The organism is Mesorhizobium sp. M1334 (assembly GCF_040317995.1).
GTDB lineage: Bacteria > Pseudomonadota > Alphaproteobacteria > Rhizobiales > Rhizobiaceae > Mesorhizobium.
Map to the genome: position 1 here is coordinate 153017 of NZ_JAMYLM010000001.1, position 17224 is coordinate 170240.

Sequence of the window (17224 nt, forward strand, 5' to 3'; positions counted from 1 at the left end):
CGGCAAGTGTCGTTCATTCCGGTTTATCGCCCTCGATACTGCCCTTCATAGCGGAAAGTTCTTCCATCGTGCACAACAGTCGCGGCTGCGTCGGGTCGGAGATGTCGAGCTTGTCCCAGGGAATGCGGTGCATGCTGTCGCGACTGCGCAGTCGAAAGACTTCGAGGACCGCCGTGCCGATAGCCGAAGCGGAAAGACGCTCGAACGCCGCGTAGATGCCGACATGATACTCGGTAAACACGAGGTCGTCGCCATCCGGTTCGGCGCGTATCTCCTCGATATGGCCGATGCTTTTGCCGCGCTGCGAAAGCACATTTCTGCCTGCCAATTGCTCAAGGTTGACGGTGGCCATCATCCGGCTCCCGGGATACGCCTTATGACATGGTCGCGCAGCCAATCCTGCCAGTCGAAAATCGCGGTTTCACGCACGTCGATGTCGAATTCGATGTCGACGCCGATGTCGCGCACCTTGTTCCAGGCGATGCGGTGCGGTTCGGCATGGCGCTTGCCGCCGAGCCTTGCCGCAAGGCGCGCCATCCAGCGCCCGGATCGCTCGCCAAGCCGACGCGCCAGCGTGATCGAGCCGAGCTCAACCGCAACGATTTTGGGTGGCTTGCCCGGCCTGACCTCGGCTACCAGCCCGTCCACCTTGCCGATCTTGACCTGCTCACGGTCAACCACTTGCTTGTCCAGGATGTCGCGCAGCAAATCCATCACGTGCCTCCGAATATCTGCAAAGGAATGGTCACGATCGCGAGCACGAAACCGAGCGCAATGATGAAGATGACCGCGGCATTCGCGATCATGCCATTGCGGTGCTCGCCGACATAACGCTCGTCATTCAGCAGGAAAAGGAACGGCACCACGGTCAGCGGCAGGCTGGCGGCCGTCAGCGCCATGGAAAAGATGGTTAGCTTCAGCGGGTCGAGACCCAGGGCGATCGGAATGGCGGCGAGAAACAGCGAGACCGTGTAGACGGTGCTGAAGCCGGGATCGTCGCGCGGTTTCAGGTCCTCGCCCCAGGTCCAGCCGAAACCCTGCGCCACTAAGTACGCTTGCTGCAGCCCGATTTCGAGCGCAGCGCCGAAGCAGGCTATGCCTAGTGAAGCAACGAACAGGACGAATCCCCAGAAACCAAAGATCTGGATCAGCATCAGCGGCAATTGATGGTAGTCGTCGACCTGCTCTATGCCGTGCGCCGCCAGCACGAGCGCCGCCACGATCAGCACGCCGATCGAGATTGTGCCGCCAAAACTCATTCCCAATCCGGCAATGGCCCGATTGGTCCCGAGATAGCTTTTGTCCCACTGGTCCTCGATGGCTCCCGACGAATAGAACATGAACAGGTAGGGCGAGACCGACGCACCAAGAATACTGACCGCCATGAACCAGTAATTGGCCGCGTTGTGCTCGGGCAGAGTGGGCACGGCACCGGCCGCGACCTGCCCCCAATCGGGCTTCAGCATGACGGCGCCAACCACGAAGCACAACGTGACCAGGCCGAGGATCGAGACGCCCTTTTCAATGAAGCCGAACGTGCCTTTCCAGAGGAACAGCCATGCCAGAAAGGCGACCGGCAGGGCCCACCACTGAAAGCCGATGCCGGTGGCGAGCTCGAGCGCAATGGCGACACCGCCGATCTCGGCTGCCATGACCAGGAAGTTGACCAGCAAAGTCGCAAGCAACGGCCACAGAAAGGCGGTGAAGCCAAACCGTTCCCGGATCCCGTCGGCGATGGTGTGATGGCTTACAGCGGCGAAGCGGCCGGCCATCTCAACCAGGAAGATGATGCAGATCGTGCCCAGGAGGACGGCCCAGATCAGCTGGAACCTGAACGCTGCACCCGCCTGTGCGGCGGTTGCCATCGATCCGACCTCGAGAAAGCCACCGACGCTGGTGACGATGCCCAGCGATATTTCGAGCAGCTTCTTCATGGTTTCGGCGCGAAATATTTGGCGTAGGATGCATTCAGAGCGGCGGTGGCAGCCTGGATATCCTGCTGCACCTGTTCCGCCTCCGATCGGTTGCCGTCCTGCACCGCCGTCGCGGCGCGTGTCACCGCCGCCGACAGCTGTCCGACTACCGCCGTCAGACCGGCTTGCTCGCTGGGCTCAGGCGACTTGGCGGACTGGATTTGCGCACCGGCATCGACGAGCGCCTTGCCGACCGATTGCAACGTGCGCGACGTATATGTCGAAGGGGCTGCCCCGGCGGCCCAGGCACCCAGGACCAGCGATGCGGTCTGTGCGGCCGAAGCCGCGGTTTTCGACTGCTGCTCGATCTGGTCGGAAGGCGAGCATGCCGTCAGCACAAACGTTGTCAGCAACAGGCATAGCCGGTCTGGTCGAAGACCGATAGCTGCAATGGCATCTACAATACGTGCTTGTAGCGTTGCTGCCACACGATTGTTCTCCCCGGCACCAGGCGACTTCGGCGTGCAATTTCATCTAGGGCGCCCGGTGGTCACGTCAACTGAACCGTCGGGAACTGCCTGGCAACGCGGAACAAACCTTCGATCGCCGGATTAGGGATATCAGGAGGCAAAGGTCATGGACAAGGAAGAGCGTATCAGGCAGCGGGCCCATGAGATATGGGAGCGCGAAGGCCGTCCGCAAGGACGCGAGCGCGAGCATTGGGACCAGGCCGTGCAGGAGATCGAAGCTGAGGGCTCCGAAGCCGAACGCGGTCCGGTCGTGCCCGATCCAACAGTTGAGACCGGCTCCGATCCCGAGGTGCGCGGCAGCAAGCGGCGGGGGAAGTGAGCCCCAATGCCTCGTCTCGTCGCCTGGATCGTGGTCGTACTGGTCGTGCTCTTCGCCGCATGGCTGATGCTTGGGCGCGACAGGACCAGCACTGGTGGCGAAACTCAGCCCTCGCCACATGCAATAGACCAGAATGGATAGGAGCTGACATGACGGCTAGGGAAAGCCATCCCGAACAGGACCCTGCGGAAGGATCGCGATCGACGATAGAAAAGCAGCTCCGCAAGGAGCAAGGCGGCGAGGCGAAGAATCGCGAAGCCAAGCCAACTTCCGACAAATCCGGCAGCAAGGCCAAGTTGCCTCCGGAAGCGCCGAAGAAAGGCTCAGGCCTGGACTGAGCGGCTGGTTTCACGTTTCCACGTCGTCATTCCTCCTCGCTCCGTCCCGCGAATGGTTGTCATTCGGGCAGATCGCCGGCAGCCGCTTCTGTCCTCTTTCCAGCCGAGCCCGGTGCCTTGAAATAATGGGGATAGCGTTCCCGGACGATTGCGAGCACCTCGAAGATGCGGCGAAGATGCGTTCGCATCGCCTCTTCCGCCGCAAGGGCGTCGGCCTGCTCGAGCGCCTCGACGATCCGCCGATGCTGGCCGAGAACCACCGACATGCTGTCGAGGCGCGGGAAAGACAAGAAGCGGAAGCGGTCCATGTGCAGCTTCGCCGCGCTGATGTCGGCCCAGATTCCGGGGAAGCCGGCATGGCTGGCGATGTGCTGGTGGAACAGCTCGTCCGACTTGAAGAAGCGCCTGTCGTCCGAGATGGAGGCGAACGTCTCCTGGACCGCCAGTTCGCCTTTGAGCATGGCGAGTAGTTCGGCGCGGCGCGGGCTCTCGACCGCACGTTTGACCAGGCCGATTTCCAGCGACTCGCGCAGGAACTGCGATTTCTCGAGATCGGCGATCCGCAGCGGCGTCACCATGCTGCCGCGCTGCGGATAGATGTCGATCAGGCCAAGTCCGGCCAGCCGGGCGAGCGCCTCCCTGACCGGCGTGCGGCTCACGCCGAGGGCTTCCGACATCGCCTTTTCGGAAATCAGCTCGTGCGGCTTCAGGCGGAAGGTCAGGATCTGGTCGAGCAGGACCTCGAACGTCCTCGCCGCGACTGAAGCGCTGGGGCCGGTTTCGCCAAGCCGCCCCTCGGTGATGGTCCGCATTCCCAAAAGCCCTGCCATCGGCAAATTCCCTTAAAGGCTCGGCAGCTTCAAGCCGTTCATGAAATGGCTGCGCAAGCAGCAGCGCCGACGTTATTCCTTGCGCGGGGAACCGCCGATGCGCGCCAGCAGGCCGCCATCGACGCGCACGACCTCGCCGGTGACGAAGGAGGCATCGTCGGACAGCAGGAAGGCAACGACGGCCGCAATCTCTTGCGGCTGGGCGGTGCGGCCGAGCGGATGCATGTTGTCAAGGATGCGCAGGATCTCGTCGGGCTTATCGTTGAGCTTGACCGCATCCCGCAGCATCGGCGTGTCGACCGCGCCCGGAGCCACGGCATTGACGCGCACGCCGAGCGGCGCATAGTCGACGGCCATGGATTTGACCAGCCCGATCAAGCCGTGCTTGGCCGTGCTGTAGGCCAGAACCCCTTCCTGGCTGGCCAAGCCTTGCACCGAGCTCATATGGACGATGGCGCCGCGGCTTTGCCGCAGCAGCGGCATCGCCGCGCGGGAGAGCAGATAGGCAGCCTTGAGGTTGACGTTCATCACCTCGTCCCAAAGCGCCTCGTCCGTGGTCTCCACCGTTCCGTAACGCTGGATGCCGGCATTGTGGGAAAGCATGTCGAGCCCGCCGAACGCGGACCGGGCAAGCTCGACGGCGCGGCAGCAGGCTTCAGTGTCGGCGGTCGAGCCGAGCACGGTGTGCACGGTCACGCCGCGCGCCGCAAGCTGCGCCGCGACCTCGTCCAGCTGATCGCCCACACGGTCGAAGAGGATCAGGTCGACACCTTGCTCGGCCAGCCTTTCGGCGACAGCACGGCCGATGCCCATGGCCGCCCCGGTGACCAGTGCGCGTTTTTTGAACTCAGGCATTTCTCCTCCCACGAACAGTTGTAGCGGCTGCCATGGTAGTCGATCAGCGACGCATGACGTACCCTTTTCGCTGAGCCGGCCCGAGCGTATTCGGCGTCATGTCGATCCTTGCATGAAGGCCAGTGTTTCCGCGCGCGTCGGCGCGCCGAGCCGTCCGCCAAAACGCAGGCACTTCAGCGCGGCGGCAGCACTTGCCACTGCTATCGCCCGCTCTTCGTCCCAACCTTCGGCCAGGCCGAGAGCGAAGGTGCCGTGAAACACGTCGCCCGCCGCCAGCGTGTCGACGGCTTCGACTCGCGGCGACGGCAGATGACGGACATCATTGCTGCTCGGGTGCTGGAACGCGGTGCCGTTCGCCCCATCGGTGATCGCGACGAAGGCGCCGGTCCGTTCGCCCAGAATAGCGACGGCGGAACCGGCGGAGATCTCTGGACCGCAAAGGATACGCGCCGCGGGCAGCGAAGCAACGACATGCGATGCGAGCGGCAGCAATCGGTCGAGCACCGGTCGCGACGCAATATCGGCGTCGAGGATCGCCGGAATGCAGCATTCGCGGGCCTTCGCCAGCGCCATCGCGGCGGCTCCGGGCCAACGAACGTCGACCAGGACGGCGTCGAAGCGGGAAAAATCCACGGGCGGAAGACGGTCCGGATCGGCTTGCGTGACGGAATCATAGAAGGGCACAATCATGCGCTCGCCGGCGGCATCGACCAGGATCGTGGCAATGGCCGAGCGGCCATCTTCAACCCTGCGCACCAACGAACAGTCGACCCGCTCCGCCTCCATCTGGGCGATGACATCGCGGCCGACGGCATCGTTGCCGACGCTTGCCCATAGCCAGACCTGCCCGCCCTGGCGGCTTGCCGACGCGGCGGCACTTGCCGCCATGCCGGCGGCGATCTGCACGGCCTCGCTCGGCAGGAACTTGCCGGCGCCGGACGGCAGGACATCGAGGCGCAAGATCGTGTCGTAGGTGAGCGCGCCGACGCAGAGCAGGCGGGGCGCCCTCATTGCAGCCTATAACCGCGCTGATGGGCAATCGCCGTCATTACGCCTCTCAGTTCGGCAAGGCCGCGAAGACGGCCGATCACGGGGTAGCCGGGATGGGTGTGCCGCGTGGCGTCATCGATCAGCTCGTGGCCGTGATCCGGGCGAAACGGCAGCAGCGCCGGTTGCCCGGCGTCGCGGCGGCGTTGCTGCTCGTCGAGCAAGATCGAGACCACCGAAACCATGTCGACATCCCCGTTCAGATGCTCGGACTCCATGAACGACCCGTCCGGATCCTTGCTGACGTTGCGCAGGTGCACGAAGTTGATCTTGTGCGCAAAGCGCCTGGCGATGGCGGGCACGTCATTGGCCGGATTGGCGCCCAGCGACCCCGTGCACAAGGTAAGGCCGCTATGGGCCGATGGCACCGCATCCAGGATAAAGGCGATGTCGTCGGCGTTCTTGACGATCCGGCACAGGCCGACGAGATCGCGCGGCGGATCGTCCGGGTGGATCGCCAACGTGACGCCCGCCTCTTCGGCCGCCGGCAGCACGTGTTCGAGAAAACGGACGAGATTCTCGCGCAGCCGGTCGTGAGACAGGCTAGACTGCTCGGCCACCACTTCGCGCAATTCCGCTATGTCATAGCGCTTGAAGGCGCCCGGCAGGCCGGCCATGATGTTGGCAAGCAGACGCTCTTTTGACGCATCCGGCGTCGCCTCGAACCATTCGCTTGCCCGCTGGAGAACATCGGACGCATAGTCTCGCTCAGATCCCTTGCGCTGCAGCATGTAACAATCGAACGCGGCAAGCTCGTGCATGTTCATGCGGAGCGCCCGTCCGCCGCCCGGCAGCGGCGCAGCCAGGTCGGTCCGGGTCCAGTCGAGGATCAGCATGAAGTTGTAGCAGACCGTGCGCACACCGCAGGCGCCGAGATTGCGTAAGTCTGCCTGAAATTGTCGTAGAGCCGGTCGAGATCGCCGCGGCCGAGCTTGATGTCCTCGTGCACGGGCACGCTCTCGACGACGCTCCATTTGAGGCCCATCGCCTGATCCGCCTCGATAAGCGCCTGGCGCTGCCTGATGGCGTGGATCGGCCAGACTTCGCCGTAAGGAATGTCGTGCAATGCCGTCACGATGCCGGTCGCGCCGGCCTGCCTGGCATGGGCAAGCGTTGCCGCGTCGCTCGGGCCAAACCATCGCCACGTCTGCTCCATTCGACCTCCAGCTACGCCATTCCCAATGAGACTGCGGGTGTATTGGATACTACCATGGCAATCAATTGCTTACCGCGGCCCAGTGCTGTGTCCGCGTTCGGGCGGCCGCCCTACGAGAGATTACAACGATACGTGGCGTTCAGATTGAACGGCTACGCAAGATCCGGGTTTCGGCTGGCCCAAAGCATGCCGCGCTCGAACATCGTACGCATTTGCGGCACCGCGAACTCGTCGGCGGTGTGGCCGAGTGCGCTGTAGAAGACGCGGCCCTTGCCGTAGCGGCGCTTCCAGACAACCGGCATGACGACGCCGGCGATGAAATCGAGATGCTCGCCGGTGAAAGTAGTCGTCGCCAGCACCTCGTTTGTCGGATCGACATGCATGTAATACTGCTCTGAACGGTAGGCGAAGCCGTCGATGCCCTGCATGACCGGATCGTCTGGCATGGTGATATCGACGTGATAGTCGATGATGTTGCCGGGATGGGCGACCCACTGGCCGCCGGTCATGAACTGGTATTCCGGCTCGTTGCGGAAGCTGTCGCACATCGTGCCGTGAAAGCCCGCAAGGCCGGTGCCGGCCCCGACGGCGTTGGTCAGGTTTTGCAGTTCCGGCTTTTCGATCGTCGACATGGTGATCACCGGGACAATGAGATCGAGCTTGCCCAGTTGCGGATCGGCAAGCGCCGAAGTCCCCTGCTCCAGCTGCACGTCGAAGCCGTTGCCGGCCAGCATCTCCTTGACGATGTGGGCGCTACGGGCCGGCGTGTGGCCTTCCCAGCCGCCCCAGAAAATCAGTGCCGTCTTGCTCATCGTGTCATCCCCTATTCCAGAATTCCGAAAGGCAGATCGGCGTGCATTGGCGCCGGCCGCGCGCAGCCATATCTCAGGTCGATACGCCGCCCTGTCTCTGCTGAAGAGATGATCGATTCCATGATTTCCAGGACATGGAGGGAAAGATCGAGGCTGGCGCGGTGTTGCCTGCCCGAGACGATCGCCTGCGCCATGTCGGCGAGGCCGAGGCCCCGGTAATTGCCGTCGCCATAGGAATGGATCTGATCGGCCACCGTCCAGTCGCCCTTGCGCTGGCTGGTCCTGATGTCGCTCTGGAACTGATTGGGGTCGGAGACGATCATCGAGCCGGCGGTTCCGTAAAGTTCGATGTGATTGTGTTCATGCTTCCAGACGTCGAAGCTGGTGGTGATCGAAACCGCCGCGCCGTTCTCGAATGTGAGCAGGCCGGAAATATGGGTCGGCACCTCGACGTGTATCGTTTCGCCCTGGCGCGGTCCGGAACCGATGGTGCGGGTGGGATAGGATGCCTTTGCCTGCCCGATCACGGATTTTGCCGGACCCAGGAGATTGACCAGGCAGGTCAGATAGTACGGTCCCATGTCGAGCATCGGCCCACCGCCGGGCTGATAGTAGAAATCCGGATTGGGATGCCAGAGCTCGTGGCCGGGCACCTGCATGAAGGCAGAGCCGGCGACGATGGTTCCAACCGCATCCTCATCGACCAGGCGCCGCGCCGTCTGGTGGGAGCCGCCAAGAAAAGTGTCGGGTGCGCAGCCGACGCGCACGCCCTGTTCGCGCGCGGCCGCGACCAGCCGCTCGGCGTCGCTGAGCGTCGTCGCCAGCGGCTTCTCGGAATAGACGTGCTTGCCTTGCCCGACAGCCTGCAGGCCGACCGGCACATGATGCTGCGGCGTCGTCAGATTGAGCACGATCTCGACGCGCGGATCGGCCAACAGCGCGTCGACCGGCATCGCAGCCAGGCCGTAGGCCGCTGCCTTGGCCTCGGCTGCCGCCCGGTTGATGTCGGCGACGCCGATAATGTCGAGCACCGGGAATTGTGGCGATGCTTTCAGATAGGCATCCGAAATGTTGCCGCAGCCGATAATGCCGACACCGATCCTCCGCATAGGCTTCTCCTCAAAAGGCGGCATTGATGAAACAGCAGAACTCGTTTGTCACCCCCCTTTCGGCCGGACGCGGTTGTCCCGTGACAAGTACATACCTCGAGAGCCTCAGAACCGCCGCCCGATCACAATCGCGCGCTTATGCGCGAGCCGCTTGCTTTCGAGGTCGAACGGCCGGTACTCAGCAACACTGCTTCCTGTAGCTTGCTCGACATTTTGATGCCGGCTTTGAGCACAGCACAGATTTTCACCCGTAGAAGGACGCACATGACCCGCCCGCAAGGAACCATCGCACCGATCCTGACGCCGTTCGAAAACGACGGCTGCATTGCCCGCGACCTCTGGATATCACACGCCAAGTGGGTGCTGGATCAGGGAGCGCATTTCCTGTCGCCGTTCGGCACCACGGGCGAGGCCTTGTCCGTCTCGTTGCGCGAGCGCATGCAAGCGCTGGAGTGGCTGGTCGAGGCCGGCATTTCGCCAAGCCGGCTTATGCCCGGCACCGGCGTCACAGCACTTGCCGAGACCGTCGAGCTGACCGCGCACGCCGTCGGGCTCGGCTGTGCTGCGGTGATGGTGCTGCCGTCGTTCTTCTATACGGCCGCCGGTGACAACGGACAGGCCCGTTATCATGGCGAGCTGATCGATCGGGTGGCGAACCCGGCGATGAGGATGATCCTCTACCACATCCCGCAAAATTCCGGCGTAGCGGTGAGCCCGGCGCTGACCGCCCGATTGAGCGAAGCGTTTCCCGATGTCGTGGTGGCTTACAAGGACAGCGCCGGCGACTGGAACAACACCGCGGCGGTCATTGCGGCAGCCCCAAGGGTCGCGGTGTTCCCGAGTTCGGAAGCACAGCTGACGAAAGGCCTCGCCAACGGTGCTGCCGGCTGCATCTCGGCGACAGTCAATCTGAATGCCGCAGCGATCCGGGCCCTCTACGACGCAGTGCTGGCGGGAGAGGACACTACCGACGCGGATGCCGCCATCAGGGCGTTCCGCAAAATCATCCAGGACGCCGGCCTCATCACTGCGATGAAGGCAGTGCTGGCGGTACGGTCCGGCGACAGACGCTGGCTGAACCTGCGCGCGCCGCATGAGAACGCGACGCAAGCCACCGGCGAAGCCGTGCTCGCCGCTCTCGGCCCGCTAGCCGACCATATCGGCCGGAGCTGACTATCGGGCCGTGTTCAGGGCGGCAGCAGCGCGTATCAGCGCCTTGAACGCATTCTCATCTATGTCTTCGCCCTCACGGATATCGATGGCGCGCCTGGTGTTGCCTTCGAGGCTGGAGTTGAACAGGCCGGAAGGGTCCTGCAGCGAGGCGCCCTTTGCGAAGGTCACTTTCACGGCGTTCTTGTAGGTCTCGCCAGTGCAGATTATTCCGGCGTGCGACCACACCGGAACGCCTCGCCACTTCCACTCCTCGACCACTTCCGGGTCGGCCTGCTTGATGAGGGCGCGGACATGGGAAAGCGTCTTGCCTCGCCAATCGCCCAGCTCGCTGATCCTCGCATCGATCAGCTGAGAGGGAGAGTTGCCTGCACTTCTTTCCATTGAGTCACTCTTCATCATCATTGTCGCTTTCCCTTGGTTGTTGCCGCTCGCCCGTCACATGAATACCGCTAGTCGGCACCGGATTTGCCGGGATGACTGGCATTCCACTCACATTCGCTCGCCTGGCAATTGGCTGGCTTGCTTTATCCAGTCGGCGAGTTGAGCTTCGTCGAGCAGGTCGTCCTCGTAGATATCGAGGTAGCGCACGTCCTTGTGCTTGGACTCACCGGGTGGGACGGGACGCAGCGACGCGCCGCGGAAGAAAGCCAGCTTGATGTACTTTGTGAAGCAATGGAAGTTGAGGAACCACCCCTGACCCTCTACGCCGTAGAAGGGCGAGTTCCATTTGACGGCCTTGCGCACGTCAGGGACGTTGCGCACGATGAGCGCGTCGAGGCGACGCCCGATGTCGCGTTTCCAGCCCGGCATGGCCGCGATGTAGGCCTGCACAGGAGCGTCACCATCACCCTTCGGGATCTGCGGGTTGCCGCCTGCGAGGAGGACCGGCTTGGCGGCTGCAGGCTTGGCGGCGGACTTCTTCGCGACCGCCGATGACTTGATGGACGTCTTGTTGGCCATGCATTCACTCCAATGCGCCGGTGCCCCCCGCGCTGCGCCGCTTGGGCGCGTAAGGCAGCACGAACATGTACAGTCCGGTAAGCAGGAGCAAGCCGAGTGGAAACAGCGGCAAGAGGTATACCCAGTAGGAGGGTTCCTTGCCTACTCCCAGGCTGATGAAGATGGCGGCGACGACCGCCGCAAAGATGATCGACAGCCAGCGGTGGATCTGCCGAACCCATTTGTTCCAATCCATTGAGACCTCCTCTGAAGACGAACCGAGCGGATCGGGCGGCCCGTTTGGCGCTCCCGCCGGGCAGCCACGCCACTGAATGCGTGCCTTACCAGCGCGCCAGCTGTGTGATTTGAATGAGATTGCCGCAGTTGTCGTTCAGCTGGGCTATGATCGAGCCGGTTACTTCGGTCGGCGGCATGGTGAACTTGGCGCCGCGCGCTTTGATGCGCTCGTAGTCCCCCTTGACGTTATCGGTGAAGAACATGACCGCGGGCTGGCCCTGCTGGAAAATGGCTTGCTGGTAGGTCTTTGCAGCGGCGTTGTCATTGAGCGCGAGTTGCAGCTCGGCACCGTCCGGCTCGTCGGGTGATGCGACGGTCAGCCAGCGAAACGGCCCATTGCTGAAATCGGCCTTCTTGGTAAAGCCGAGCGTTTCGGTGTAGAAACCCAGAGCCTTTTCCTGGTCATCCACGTATACTTTGGTCAACTTGATCTTCATTGGCTTGCCTCCATTATCGCTCCGCCATCTGCCGCCCTGTAACAGAGCCCTTGCTTGAATAGCGCTGGCGGATCTCAGTCCGTTCGCGCCAGAATCTGCTCCAGATCGTCAAAGAACCTCGGCCAGCCGACTTTGGCACCCCGGAAGTAAGGCTGCTGATCCGGCCGAAAGCCGGACTGTTCCATGCGCAAGCGGGCGCCGGTGCTCGTGGGGGTGATCGTCCAGGAGACGACACTCTTGAGATCCTTGGTATTCCACGTGTAGGTCAGCGTTCTGTTCGGCTCGACCGTCTGGACCTGACATTCGACAGAGCCCCAGGCCGCGTGAAGGTTGAAACGGTGGTCCGCGACAGGTTTGAAGTCGTTTTTCATAAGCCACTCCTCGATCAAGTGTGGTTGCGTGAGCGCGCGCCAGATCTTCTCGGGCGGATAAGCGATTTCCCGTTCGACAATGACGGAGAGCGTTTCGGTCGCTATTTCGTTCACTGGTCCATCCTTTTGAGCAGGTCCTCGAGGTCGTCGAACCGGCTCTGCCAGAACCCGGTCATCTGGCTTGTCCAGTCGATCAGGGGGGCAAGCGCAGCGAGCTGCGCGCTATAATGGGTCTGCCGTCCCGCATGGCGGTCGCGCACCAGCCCCGCCCGCCGCAAAATCCCGAGATGTTTCGACACGGCCGGTTGCGAGATCCCGGCCTGAGCCGTCAGCGCGCCGACTGTCTGCTCTCCCTCGCGACACAGTCGCTCAAAAATAGCGCGCCGAGTCGGATCGGCAAGCGTTCTGAAGAGCACATCGTGAGCGTTTGGCATTGGGATAGATAACCCTTCGGCTATTGATCAATGCATAACCACCGGGATATGTGTGAGTCAAGCGGGAAGCGGCATAATTCTCGTTGCAGGAGCGGTCACTTGCTTCGCTCACGCAGCCAGTTGCTTATTCGCCGTGCACTGGAATTGTCACACGTGATGCGCTATATGACCATCTACATGGTCAGGAGCTGACATGGGCGCGGTCAATCTGGCGGACGCCAAGGCACATCTGAGTGAGCTCATCGACCGGGTCGAGGCTGGAGACTCGATCGACATAACCCGGCGTGGCAAGCCGGTCGCCAGGCTCACGGCCGTGGCCCGCCCTCGCAAACGGATCGACGGCGTCCTGCTCCAATCCCTGACCGCAACCATGCCTCTGCAGGCTCAGGCTGCCGCCGATCTGGTGCGATCGATGCGAGATGGCGATCGCTATTGATGTCCTATCTCGATACTTCGCTGATCCTCGCGGCGCTATCCAACGAAGCCATGACCGCGCGCGTTCAGGGCTGGCTGGCGGAGCAGGACCCAGCGCAACTTGTGATCAGCGACTGGACCATCACCGAGATGTCCTCCGCCATGGCGATCAAGCTTCGGACCGGACAGATCGACTTGGAGCAGCGCGCGGCTGCGCTCGCGATGTTCAATAAGCTGGTCGCTGAGAGCTTCACCGTGCTGCCGGTGACGGGCGGGCATTTTCAGGTCGCCGCGAAATTCGCCGATCAGCATATGCTCGGGCTTCGTGCTGGCGACGCCCTGCACCTCGCGACGGCATCGGAGCATGGCGCCACAGTGTGGACCCTCGACCAGCGGCTCGCCGAGGCAGGACCGATTCTCGGCGTACCGACGCAGTTGCTGGCATGATCAAGGCCTCTCCTCCAAAATGAATATACCCAAGCTGCGTTGCGAGTTGATCAAGCTCATTGAAGGGAGCTGGCCGGGAGCGAACTGACGGCTTTCGATGTTGCCCTAGCGGCGCGTCGGGCACGCAGAGCGATGCTGTCAACCACAAGCGTCTGCACGGGCGAGGAGAAAGGCCGCTTCGCGCGCGTTGCGGGTGAGCTTGGCCGCAGCCTCGAATTCGGCGCGGGCCTCGGCCAGCCGGCCGGCCCGAAACAGAAAATCGCCCCTCGCCGCCGGCAATGGCGCATAATTGCGCAAGGCGGCGGCGTCGGCAATCTCGTCCACCAGCCGCAGGCCCGCTTCAGGCCCGAAGGCCATGCTGTGGGCGACCGCTCGATTGAGATCGACCACCGGCGAGGGCATCACTGCTCGCAGCCGGTCGTAGAGCGCTGCGATGCGGGGCCAGTCGGTATCGGCCGGACTGCGCGCCCGCGCGTGACAGGCTGCAAGCGCTGCCTGCAACACATAGGGGCCATCGCCCCCGAGAGCTTCGGCACGGGCCAGCGCGTCAAGTCCCCGGCGGATCAGCAGTTGGTCCCAGCATCCGCGGTTTTGCTCGGTCAGGGTCAAGAGGGCGCCGTCCGGCCCGATGCGTGCGGGCAGGCGCGATGCCTGGATTTCCATCAGAGCCAGCAGACCGAACACCTCGGCATCCTCGGCCATCAGACCCGCCAGCATACGGCCCAGCCGTTGTGCCTCCAGGCACAGGCCCGGCCGGACAAGGTCGTCGCCGGCCGTGGCAGCATAGCCCTCATTGAAGATGAGGTAGATGACCTCCAGCACCGAGGAAAGACGCACTGCACGCTCGGCACCGCGCGGCACCTCGAAGCTGAGCCCGGCCTTTCCGATCGTCCTCTTCGCGCGGACGATGCGCTGGGCGATCGTCACCTCGCTCGACAGGAAAGCACGGGCGATCTCGTCCGTCGTCAGGCCGCCGATGACACGCAGCGTGAGCGCTGCGCGAGCGTCGGCCGAAAGTATCGGGTGGCAGGCTGTGAAGATGAGGCCCAGCAGCTCGTCGCCAAGATCGTCGTTCATGGCCATTTCGTTTCCCTCGGCCGTACGGTCGCACTCGCCATCCAGCTCCCGCGCGATCTCCTCATGCTTGCGCTCGCGCATCTTGTCGCGACGGATCGCGTCGATGGCGCGGCGTTTGGCGACCGTCATCAGCCAAGCGCCGGGATTGGCCGGAACGCCGGTCCTGGACCATTCGGAGAGGGCTATGACCAGGGCGTCCTGCACCAGTTCCTCTGCAAGGTCGACATTGCGCACGAGGCGGGCCAGGCCCGCAATGAGCCGGGCCCGTTCAATGCGAAAAATCGCCTCGATCGCCTGGTGCGTCTCGCCTGCGGTCATGCTGCCTTGTCGGCCAAAGCCACAATGGAGGCAAGCAGGTTGCGGCCGACAGGCTCAGTTGCCGGTGCGCTTCTCGCGCGTCCGGTCACGGATTTCCGTGACCTCCGGCGTCAGATTCCCATTGCCAATCAGCCATCTCGTACAGCGGCCGGATTTCGATCTCGCTCGGTCCTGGCATGGGATTGGGGCAGCGCTTGACCCAGGCGACCGCCTCGTCCATGTCCTTGACTTCCCAGAGCCAAAAACCGGCGACCAGTTCGCGGGTCTCGGCGAAAGGCCCGTCGATGACCGTCCGGCGGGGACCATCGAACGCAACGCGCTTGCCCTGCGAGGAGGGCTTGAGGCCGTCGGCGTCGAGCAAGATGCCGGCATTGCGCAGCTCGTCGTTAAATCTGCCCATCGCCTCCATCGCCTCTTTCGCCTCGGGCGTCGGGAGAAAGCCCTTTTCGCTGTCCTCGGTAGCCTTCACGAGCACCATCACACGCATCGTCTGTCTCCTTGTTTGAGCCGGCCTCACCGACCGGCAGCGAAAACGACGAACGGAGTTTAGGAAATCGACATTGTCCTGCCGATTTTTTTTCGAGCTTGAAGAGAAAGATGCCGATGGCTGCTCCCCTGGTCAGGGGTCGCGATGGCGCGATACCGAGATTGGGCGCTACGCTGGTCGCCGATTGTAAGTAATTCTACGCTAGAGTCCTCCGCGTCCAGCCGCGTTGGTTCCGCTCTTGGACCCGACACGCATGAGTGGCCTGCCTAAGCCATTCCGGGACGTTTAGAAGCCTCGCGGATCGCCTTGTGCACGCGGCGCTGCAAATCCATGAAGGCCGGAGTTTCCATGACCTCTTCCCGGCGCGGGCGCTCGATATCGACATTGAAGGTCTGCATGATGCGTCCCGGCCCGATCCCCATCACGACGATGCGGTCCGACAGGTAGACGGCTTCTTCCACATCATGGGTGACGAAGAGCACGGTGAGCCTGTGCTCCTCCCAGATCTGCGTCAGGAGTTCCTGCATCTGATGCCTGGTCAAGGCATCGAGCGCGCCAAAGGGCTCGTCCATCAGAAGCATTTTGGGTCGATAGGAAAGGGCACGCGCTATGGCCACGCGTTGCTTCATGCCGCCAGAAAGCTCAGACGGATAGCGATTGGCGCTATGAGGGAGCTTGACCAGATCGAGATGCTCGCGCGCTATCCTGCGGCAGGTCGCGCGGTCATGACCCGCGGCCTTGAGCGCGAACTCGATGTTCTGCTGCGCCGTCAGCCAGGGAAGCAGGGTGTAGGACTGAAAGACGACGCCGCGGTCGAGGCCCGGCTGCAGGATCGGCGCACCATCGATGGCAAGATCTCCCGCCTCGAAATCCTGCAGTCCGGCAACGATCGACAGCAGCGTGCTCTTGCCGCAACCCGACGTGCCCACCAGCGAGACGAACTCGTTGTCGGCAAGATCGAGATTGATACCGCGCAGCACTTCCGTGCGCCGCGCGCCCGTGCCGAAGCTTTTGTGGAGGCCTTCGATCCGCAATTTGGGCAAACTCATCGGCCCGGCCTCATTGCACGTGGCCCTCCTGCCGGAACAGCACTTTTCTCAGTGCCTTCATGACCTGGTCGGTAATGAGGCCAAGCACGCCCAGCAGCAGGATGTAGCCGATGATGGTGTTTGTCTGGAAATAGCGCTGGGACACGGTGATGCGGTAGCCGAGGCCTGATGTCGCCGCGACAAGTTCTGCCAACACCAGCCAGGTCCATGCCCAGCCGAGACTGATGCGCAGCGTATCCCAAATGCCTGGCAAGGCGCTGGGAACGACGATGCGCGTCAGGATCTTGCGATCCGGCAGGCCGAGCGTCCTGCCAAGGCCGATGAAATCAGCGGGAACCCGCTTCACATTGTCCATGATCATCAGCACCTGCTGGAAGAAGGTGCCTATGAAGATAATCAAGAATTTCTGGGCATCGCCAGTCCCCGACCACAGGATGGAGAGAGGCACGAAAGCAACCACCGGCATGTAGCGGATGAAATCCACAAGCGGCTCGATCGCCGCTTCCCAGGTCCTGAAGCTGCCGATCAGCACGCCAATCGGAATCGCCAATGCCGAGGCGATGAGGAAGCCAACAGAAATACGGTATATCGAGGCCCTGAGATCCAGCCATAGCGTGCCGTCACCCGAGAGCTTGCCGAGCTGGGTCACCACGCTTCCCGGCGACGGCAGGAAAATTGGCTTTACCAATCCCAGCCCCGTTGCCGCCCACCAGGCGAGGCCGAGGCCGGCAAAGACGGCCACTGCTATCATCAGGAAGCGTGAGCGTGCGATGGGCGCGCCGACCCCGGAGGAGGGGCGACGGCGCATCGGCTGTTTGATCACCGGCCCCGGCGCTGCGTGAGACGGGCTTGGCTTGGTCGCACGCTGCTCG

General features: G+C 62.9%; 25 protein-coding genes and 1 pseudogene. 6 read left to right on the forward strand and 20 right to left on the reverse strand.

Annotated elements, in window-relative coordinates; translation table 11 throughout:
• Positions 1 to 13: 13 nt before the first annotated feature.
• Genes NKH17_RS00780 through NKH17_RS00795 form a run of 4 tightly spaced genes read right to left on the reverse strand, consistent with a single transcriptional unit; the run spans position 14 to position 2326 of the window.
• Entirely contained in the window at positions 14 to 355 is a 342-nt protein-coding gene (locus tag NKH17_RS00780) for a hypothetical protein (protein WP_352969878.1), read from the reverse strand.
• Positions 352 to 714 (reverse strand): hypothetical protein, encoded by a 363-nt coding sequence (locus tag NKH17_RS00785; RefSeq protein WP_352475750.1) that lies wholly within the window; start codon positions 712 to 714, stop codon positions 352 to 354. The genes NKH17_RS00780 and NKH17_RS00785 overlap by 4 nt, the downstream gene beginning before the upstream one ends.
• A complete protein-coding gene (locus tag NKH17_RS00790) occupies positions 714 to 1934 on the reverse strand; it encodes an NRAMP family divalent metal transporter (protein WP_352897903.1) in 1221 nt (406 codons plus the stop codon). Before NKH17_RS00790 ends, NKH17_RS00785 begins: the two co-directional genes overlap by 1 nt.
• The gene (locus NKH17_RS00795; RefSeq protein WP_352897904.1) at positions 1931 to 2326 is read right to left on the reverse strand and encodes a hypothetical protein; all 396 of its coding nucleotides are present in this window, start codon (positions 2324 to 2326) and stop codon (positions 1931 to 1933) included. The genes NKH17_RS00790 and NKH17_RS00795 overlap by 4 nt, the downstream gene beginning before the upstream one ends.
• Before the next feature lie 223 nt (positions 2327 to 2549).
• On the opposite strand from NKH17_RS00795, the gene NKH17_RS00800 reads away from it, so the two are divergent.
• From NKH17_RS00800 to NKH17_RS00810, 3 genes are read left to right on the forward strand one after another with little or no spacing between them, the layout of a single operon-like run.
• Entirely contained in the window at positions 2550 to 2762 is a 213-nt protein-coding gene (locus NKH17_RS00800; protein ID WP_254818839.1) for a DUF2934 domain-containing protein, read from the forward strand.
• Positions 2763 to 2768: 6 nt separating this feature from the next.
• Entirely contained in the window at positions 2769 to 2903 is a 135-nt protein-coding gene (locus NKH17_RS00805; RefSeq protein WP_352688544.1) for a hypothetical protein, read from the forward strand.
• A gap of 8 nt (positions 2904 to 2911) precedes the next feature.
• Complete coding sequence (locus NKH17_RS00810) at positions 2912 to 3100, forward strand: hypothetical protein (protein ID WP_352688542.1); 189 nt, start codon at positions 2912 to 2914, stop codon at positions 3098 to 3100.
• A 59-nt stretch (positions 3101 to 3159) separates the two neighbouring features.
• Here the strand turns inward: NKH17_RS00810 and NKH17_RS00815 are convergent, their stop codons facing one another.
• From NKH17_RS00815 to NKH17_RS00840, 6 genes and pseudogenes are all read right to left on the reverse strand, one after another.
• Positions 3160 to 3930, reverse strand: a complete 771-nt coding sequence (locus tag NKH17_RS00815) for a GntR family transcriptional regulator (RefSeq protein ID WP_352897907.1) — start codon at positions 3928 to 3930, stop codon at positions 3160 to 3162.
• Between the two features lie 72 nt (positions 3931 to 4002).
• The gene (locus tag NKH17_RS00820; protein ID WP_352737263.1) at positions 4003 to 4785 is read right to left on the reverse strand and encodes an SDR family NAD(P)-dependent oxidoreductase; all 783 of its coding nucleotides are present in this window, start codon (positions 4783 to 4785) and stop codon (positions 4003 to 4005) included.
• A gap of 96 nt (positions 4786 to 4881) precedes the next feature.
• The gene (locus NKH17_RS00825) at positions 4882 to 5796 is read right to left on the reverse strand and encodes a PfkB family carbohydrate kinase (RefSeq protein ID WP_352737264.1); all 915 of its coding nucleotides are present in this window, start codon (positions 5794 to 5796) and stop codon (positions 4882 to 4884) included.
• Positions 5793 to 6988 (reverse strand): annotated as a pseudogene (gene uxuA, locus NKH17_RS00830) (mannonate dehydratase). The gene NKH17_RS00825 and the pseudogene uxuA overlap by 4 nt, the downstream one beginning before the upstream one ends.
• 152 nt (positions 6989 to 7140) lie before the next feature.
• Positions 7141 to 7800 (reverse strand): ThuA domain-containing protein, encoded by a 660-nt coding sequence (locus tag NKH17_RS00835; protein ID WP_352475758.1) that lies wholly within the window; start codon positions 7798 to 7800, stop codon positions 7141 to 7143.
• An 11-nt stretch (positions 7801 to 7811) separates the two neighbouring features.
• A complete protein-coding gene (locus NKH17_RS00840) occupies positions 7812 to 8909 on the reverse strand; it encodes a Gfo/Idh/MocA family protein (protein ID WP_352897911.1) in 1098 nt (365 codons plus the stop codon).
• Positions 8910 to 9173: 264 nt separating this feature from the next.
• Here NKH17_RS00840 and NKH17_RS00845 point away from each other — a divergent pair, with 264 nt between their 5' ends.
• On the forward strand, positions 9174 to 10082 hold the full coding sequence (locus NKH17_RS00845) for a dihydrodipicolinate synthase family protein (protein WP_352897913.1): 909 nt from the start codon (positions 9174 to 9176) through the stop codon (positions 10080 to 10082).
• On the opposite strand, the gene NKH17_RS00850 is transcribed toward NKH17_RS00845, so the two are convergent.
• The 6 genes from NKH17_RS00850 to NKH17_RS00875 form a co-directional block, all read right to left on the reverse strand.
• Positions 10083 to 10463 carry a DUF1801 domain-containing protein gene (locus NKH17_RS00850; RefSeq protein WP_352897915.1) on the reverse strand — a complete coding sequence of 127 codons (381 nt, stop codon included), beginning with the start codon at positions 10461 to 10463 and terminating at the stop codon, positions 10083 to 10085.
• A 108-nt stretch (positions 10464 to 10571) separates the two neighbouring features.
• Entirely contained in the window at positions 10572 to 11042 is a 471-nt protein-coding gene (locus NKH17_RS00855) for a DUF1801 domain-containing protein (protein ID WP_352897917.1), read from the reverse strand.
• Between the two features lie 4 nt (positions 11043 to 11046).
• The gene (locus tag NKH17_RS00860; protein WP_352645168.1) at positions 11047 to 11277 is read right to left on the reverse strand and encodes a hypothetical protein; all 231 of its coding nucleotides are present in this window, start codon (positions 11275 to 11277) and stop codon (positions 11047 to 11049) included.
• An 85-nt stretch (positions 11278 to 11362) separates the two neighbouring features.
• Positions 11363 to 11755 (reverse strand): VOC family protein, encoded by a 393-nt coding sequence (locus tag NKH17_RS00865; RefSeq protein ID WP_352897919.1) that lies wholly within the window; start codon positions 11753 to 11755, stop codon positions 11363 to 11365.
• Between the two features lie 74 nt (positions 11756 to 11829).
• Positions 11830 to 12240, reverse strand: coding sequence for an SRPBCC family protein (locus NKH17_RS00870; protein ID WP_352897921.1), 411 nt, complete (start codon positions 12238 to 12240; stop codon positions 11830 to 11832).
• Positions 12237 to 12560: an ArsR/SmtB family transcription factor gene (locus NKH17_RS00875; RefSeq protein WP_352897923.1), complete on the reverse strand. Its 324-nt coding sequence runs from the start codon at positions 12558 to 12560 to the stop codon at positions 12237 to 12239. Before NKH17_RS00875 ends, NKH17_RS00870 begins: the two co-directional genes overlap by 4 nt.
• Before the next feature lie 193 nt (positions 12561 to 12753).
• Here NKH17_RS00875 and NKH17_RS00880 point away from each other — a divergent pair, with 193 nt between their 5' ends.
• Together NKH17_RS00880 and NKH17_RS00885 are read left to right on the forward strand one after the other, a co-directional pair.
• Positions 12754 to 12996 (forward strand): type II toxin-antitoxin system Phd/YefM family antitoxin, encoded by a 243-nt coding sequence (locus NKH17_RS00880; protein ID WP_352897925.1) that lies wholly within the window; start codon positions 12754 to 12756, stop codon positions 12994 to 12996.
• Positions 12996 to 13421: a type II toxin-antitoxin system VapC family toxin gene (locus NKH17_RS00885; protein WP_352897927.1), complete on the forward strand. Its 426-nt coding sequence runs from the start codon at positions 12996 to 12998 to the stop codon at positions 13419 to 13421. Before NKH17_RS00880 ends, NKH17_RS00885 begins: the two co-directional genes overlap by 1 nt.
• A gap of 138 nt (positions 13422 to 13559) precedes the next feature.
• Here the strand turns inward: NKH17_RS00885 and NKH17_RS00890 are convergent, their stop codons facing one another.
• The 4 genes from NKH17_RS00890 to NKH17_RS00905 form a co-directional block, all read right to left on the reverse strand.
• On the reverse strand, positions 13560 to 14816 hold the full coding sequence (locus NKH17_RS00890) for an RNA polymerase sigma factor (protein ID WP_352897929.1): 1257 nt from the start codon (positions 14814 to 14816) through the stop codon (positions 13560 to 13562).
• An 85-nt stretch (positions 14817 to 14901) separates the two neighbouring features.
• On the reverse strand, positions 14902 to 15303 hold the full coding sequence (locus NKH17_RS00895; RefSeq protein WP_352475767.1) for a YciI family protein: 402 nt from the start codon (positions 15301 to 15303) through the stop codon (positions 14902 to 14904).
• 266 nt (positions 15304 to 15569) lie between these two features.
• Complete coding sequence (locus NKH17_RS00900) at positions 15570 to 16352, reverse strand: ABC transporter ATP-binding protein (RefSeq protein ID WP_352897931.1); 783 nt, start codon at positions 16350 to 16352, stop codon at positions 15570 to 15572.
• A gap of 10 nt (positions 16353 to 16362) precedes the next feature.
• Positions 16363 to 17160, reverse strand: coding sequence for an ABC transporter permease (locus NKH17_RS00905; protein ID WP_352970106.1), 798 nt, complete (start codon positions 17158 to 17160; stop codon positions 16363 to 16365).
• Positions 17161 to 17224 lie beyond the last annotated feature (64 nt).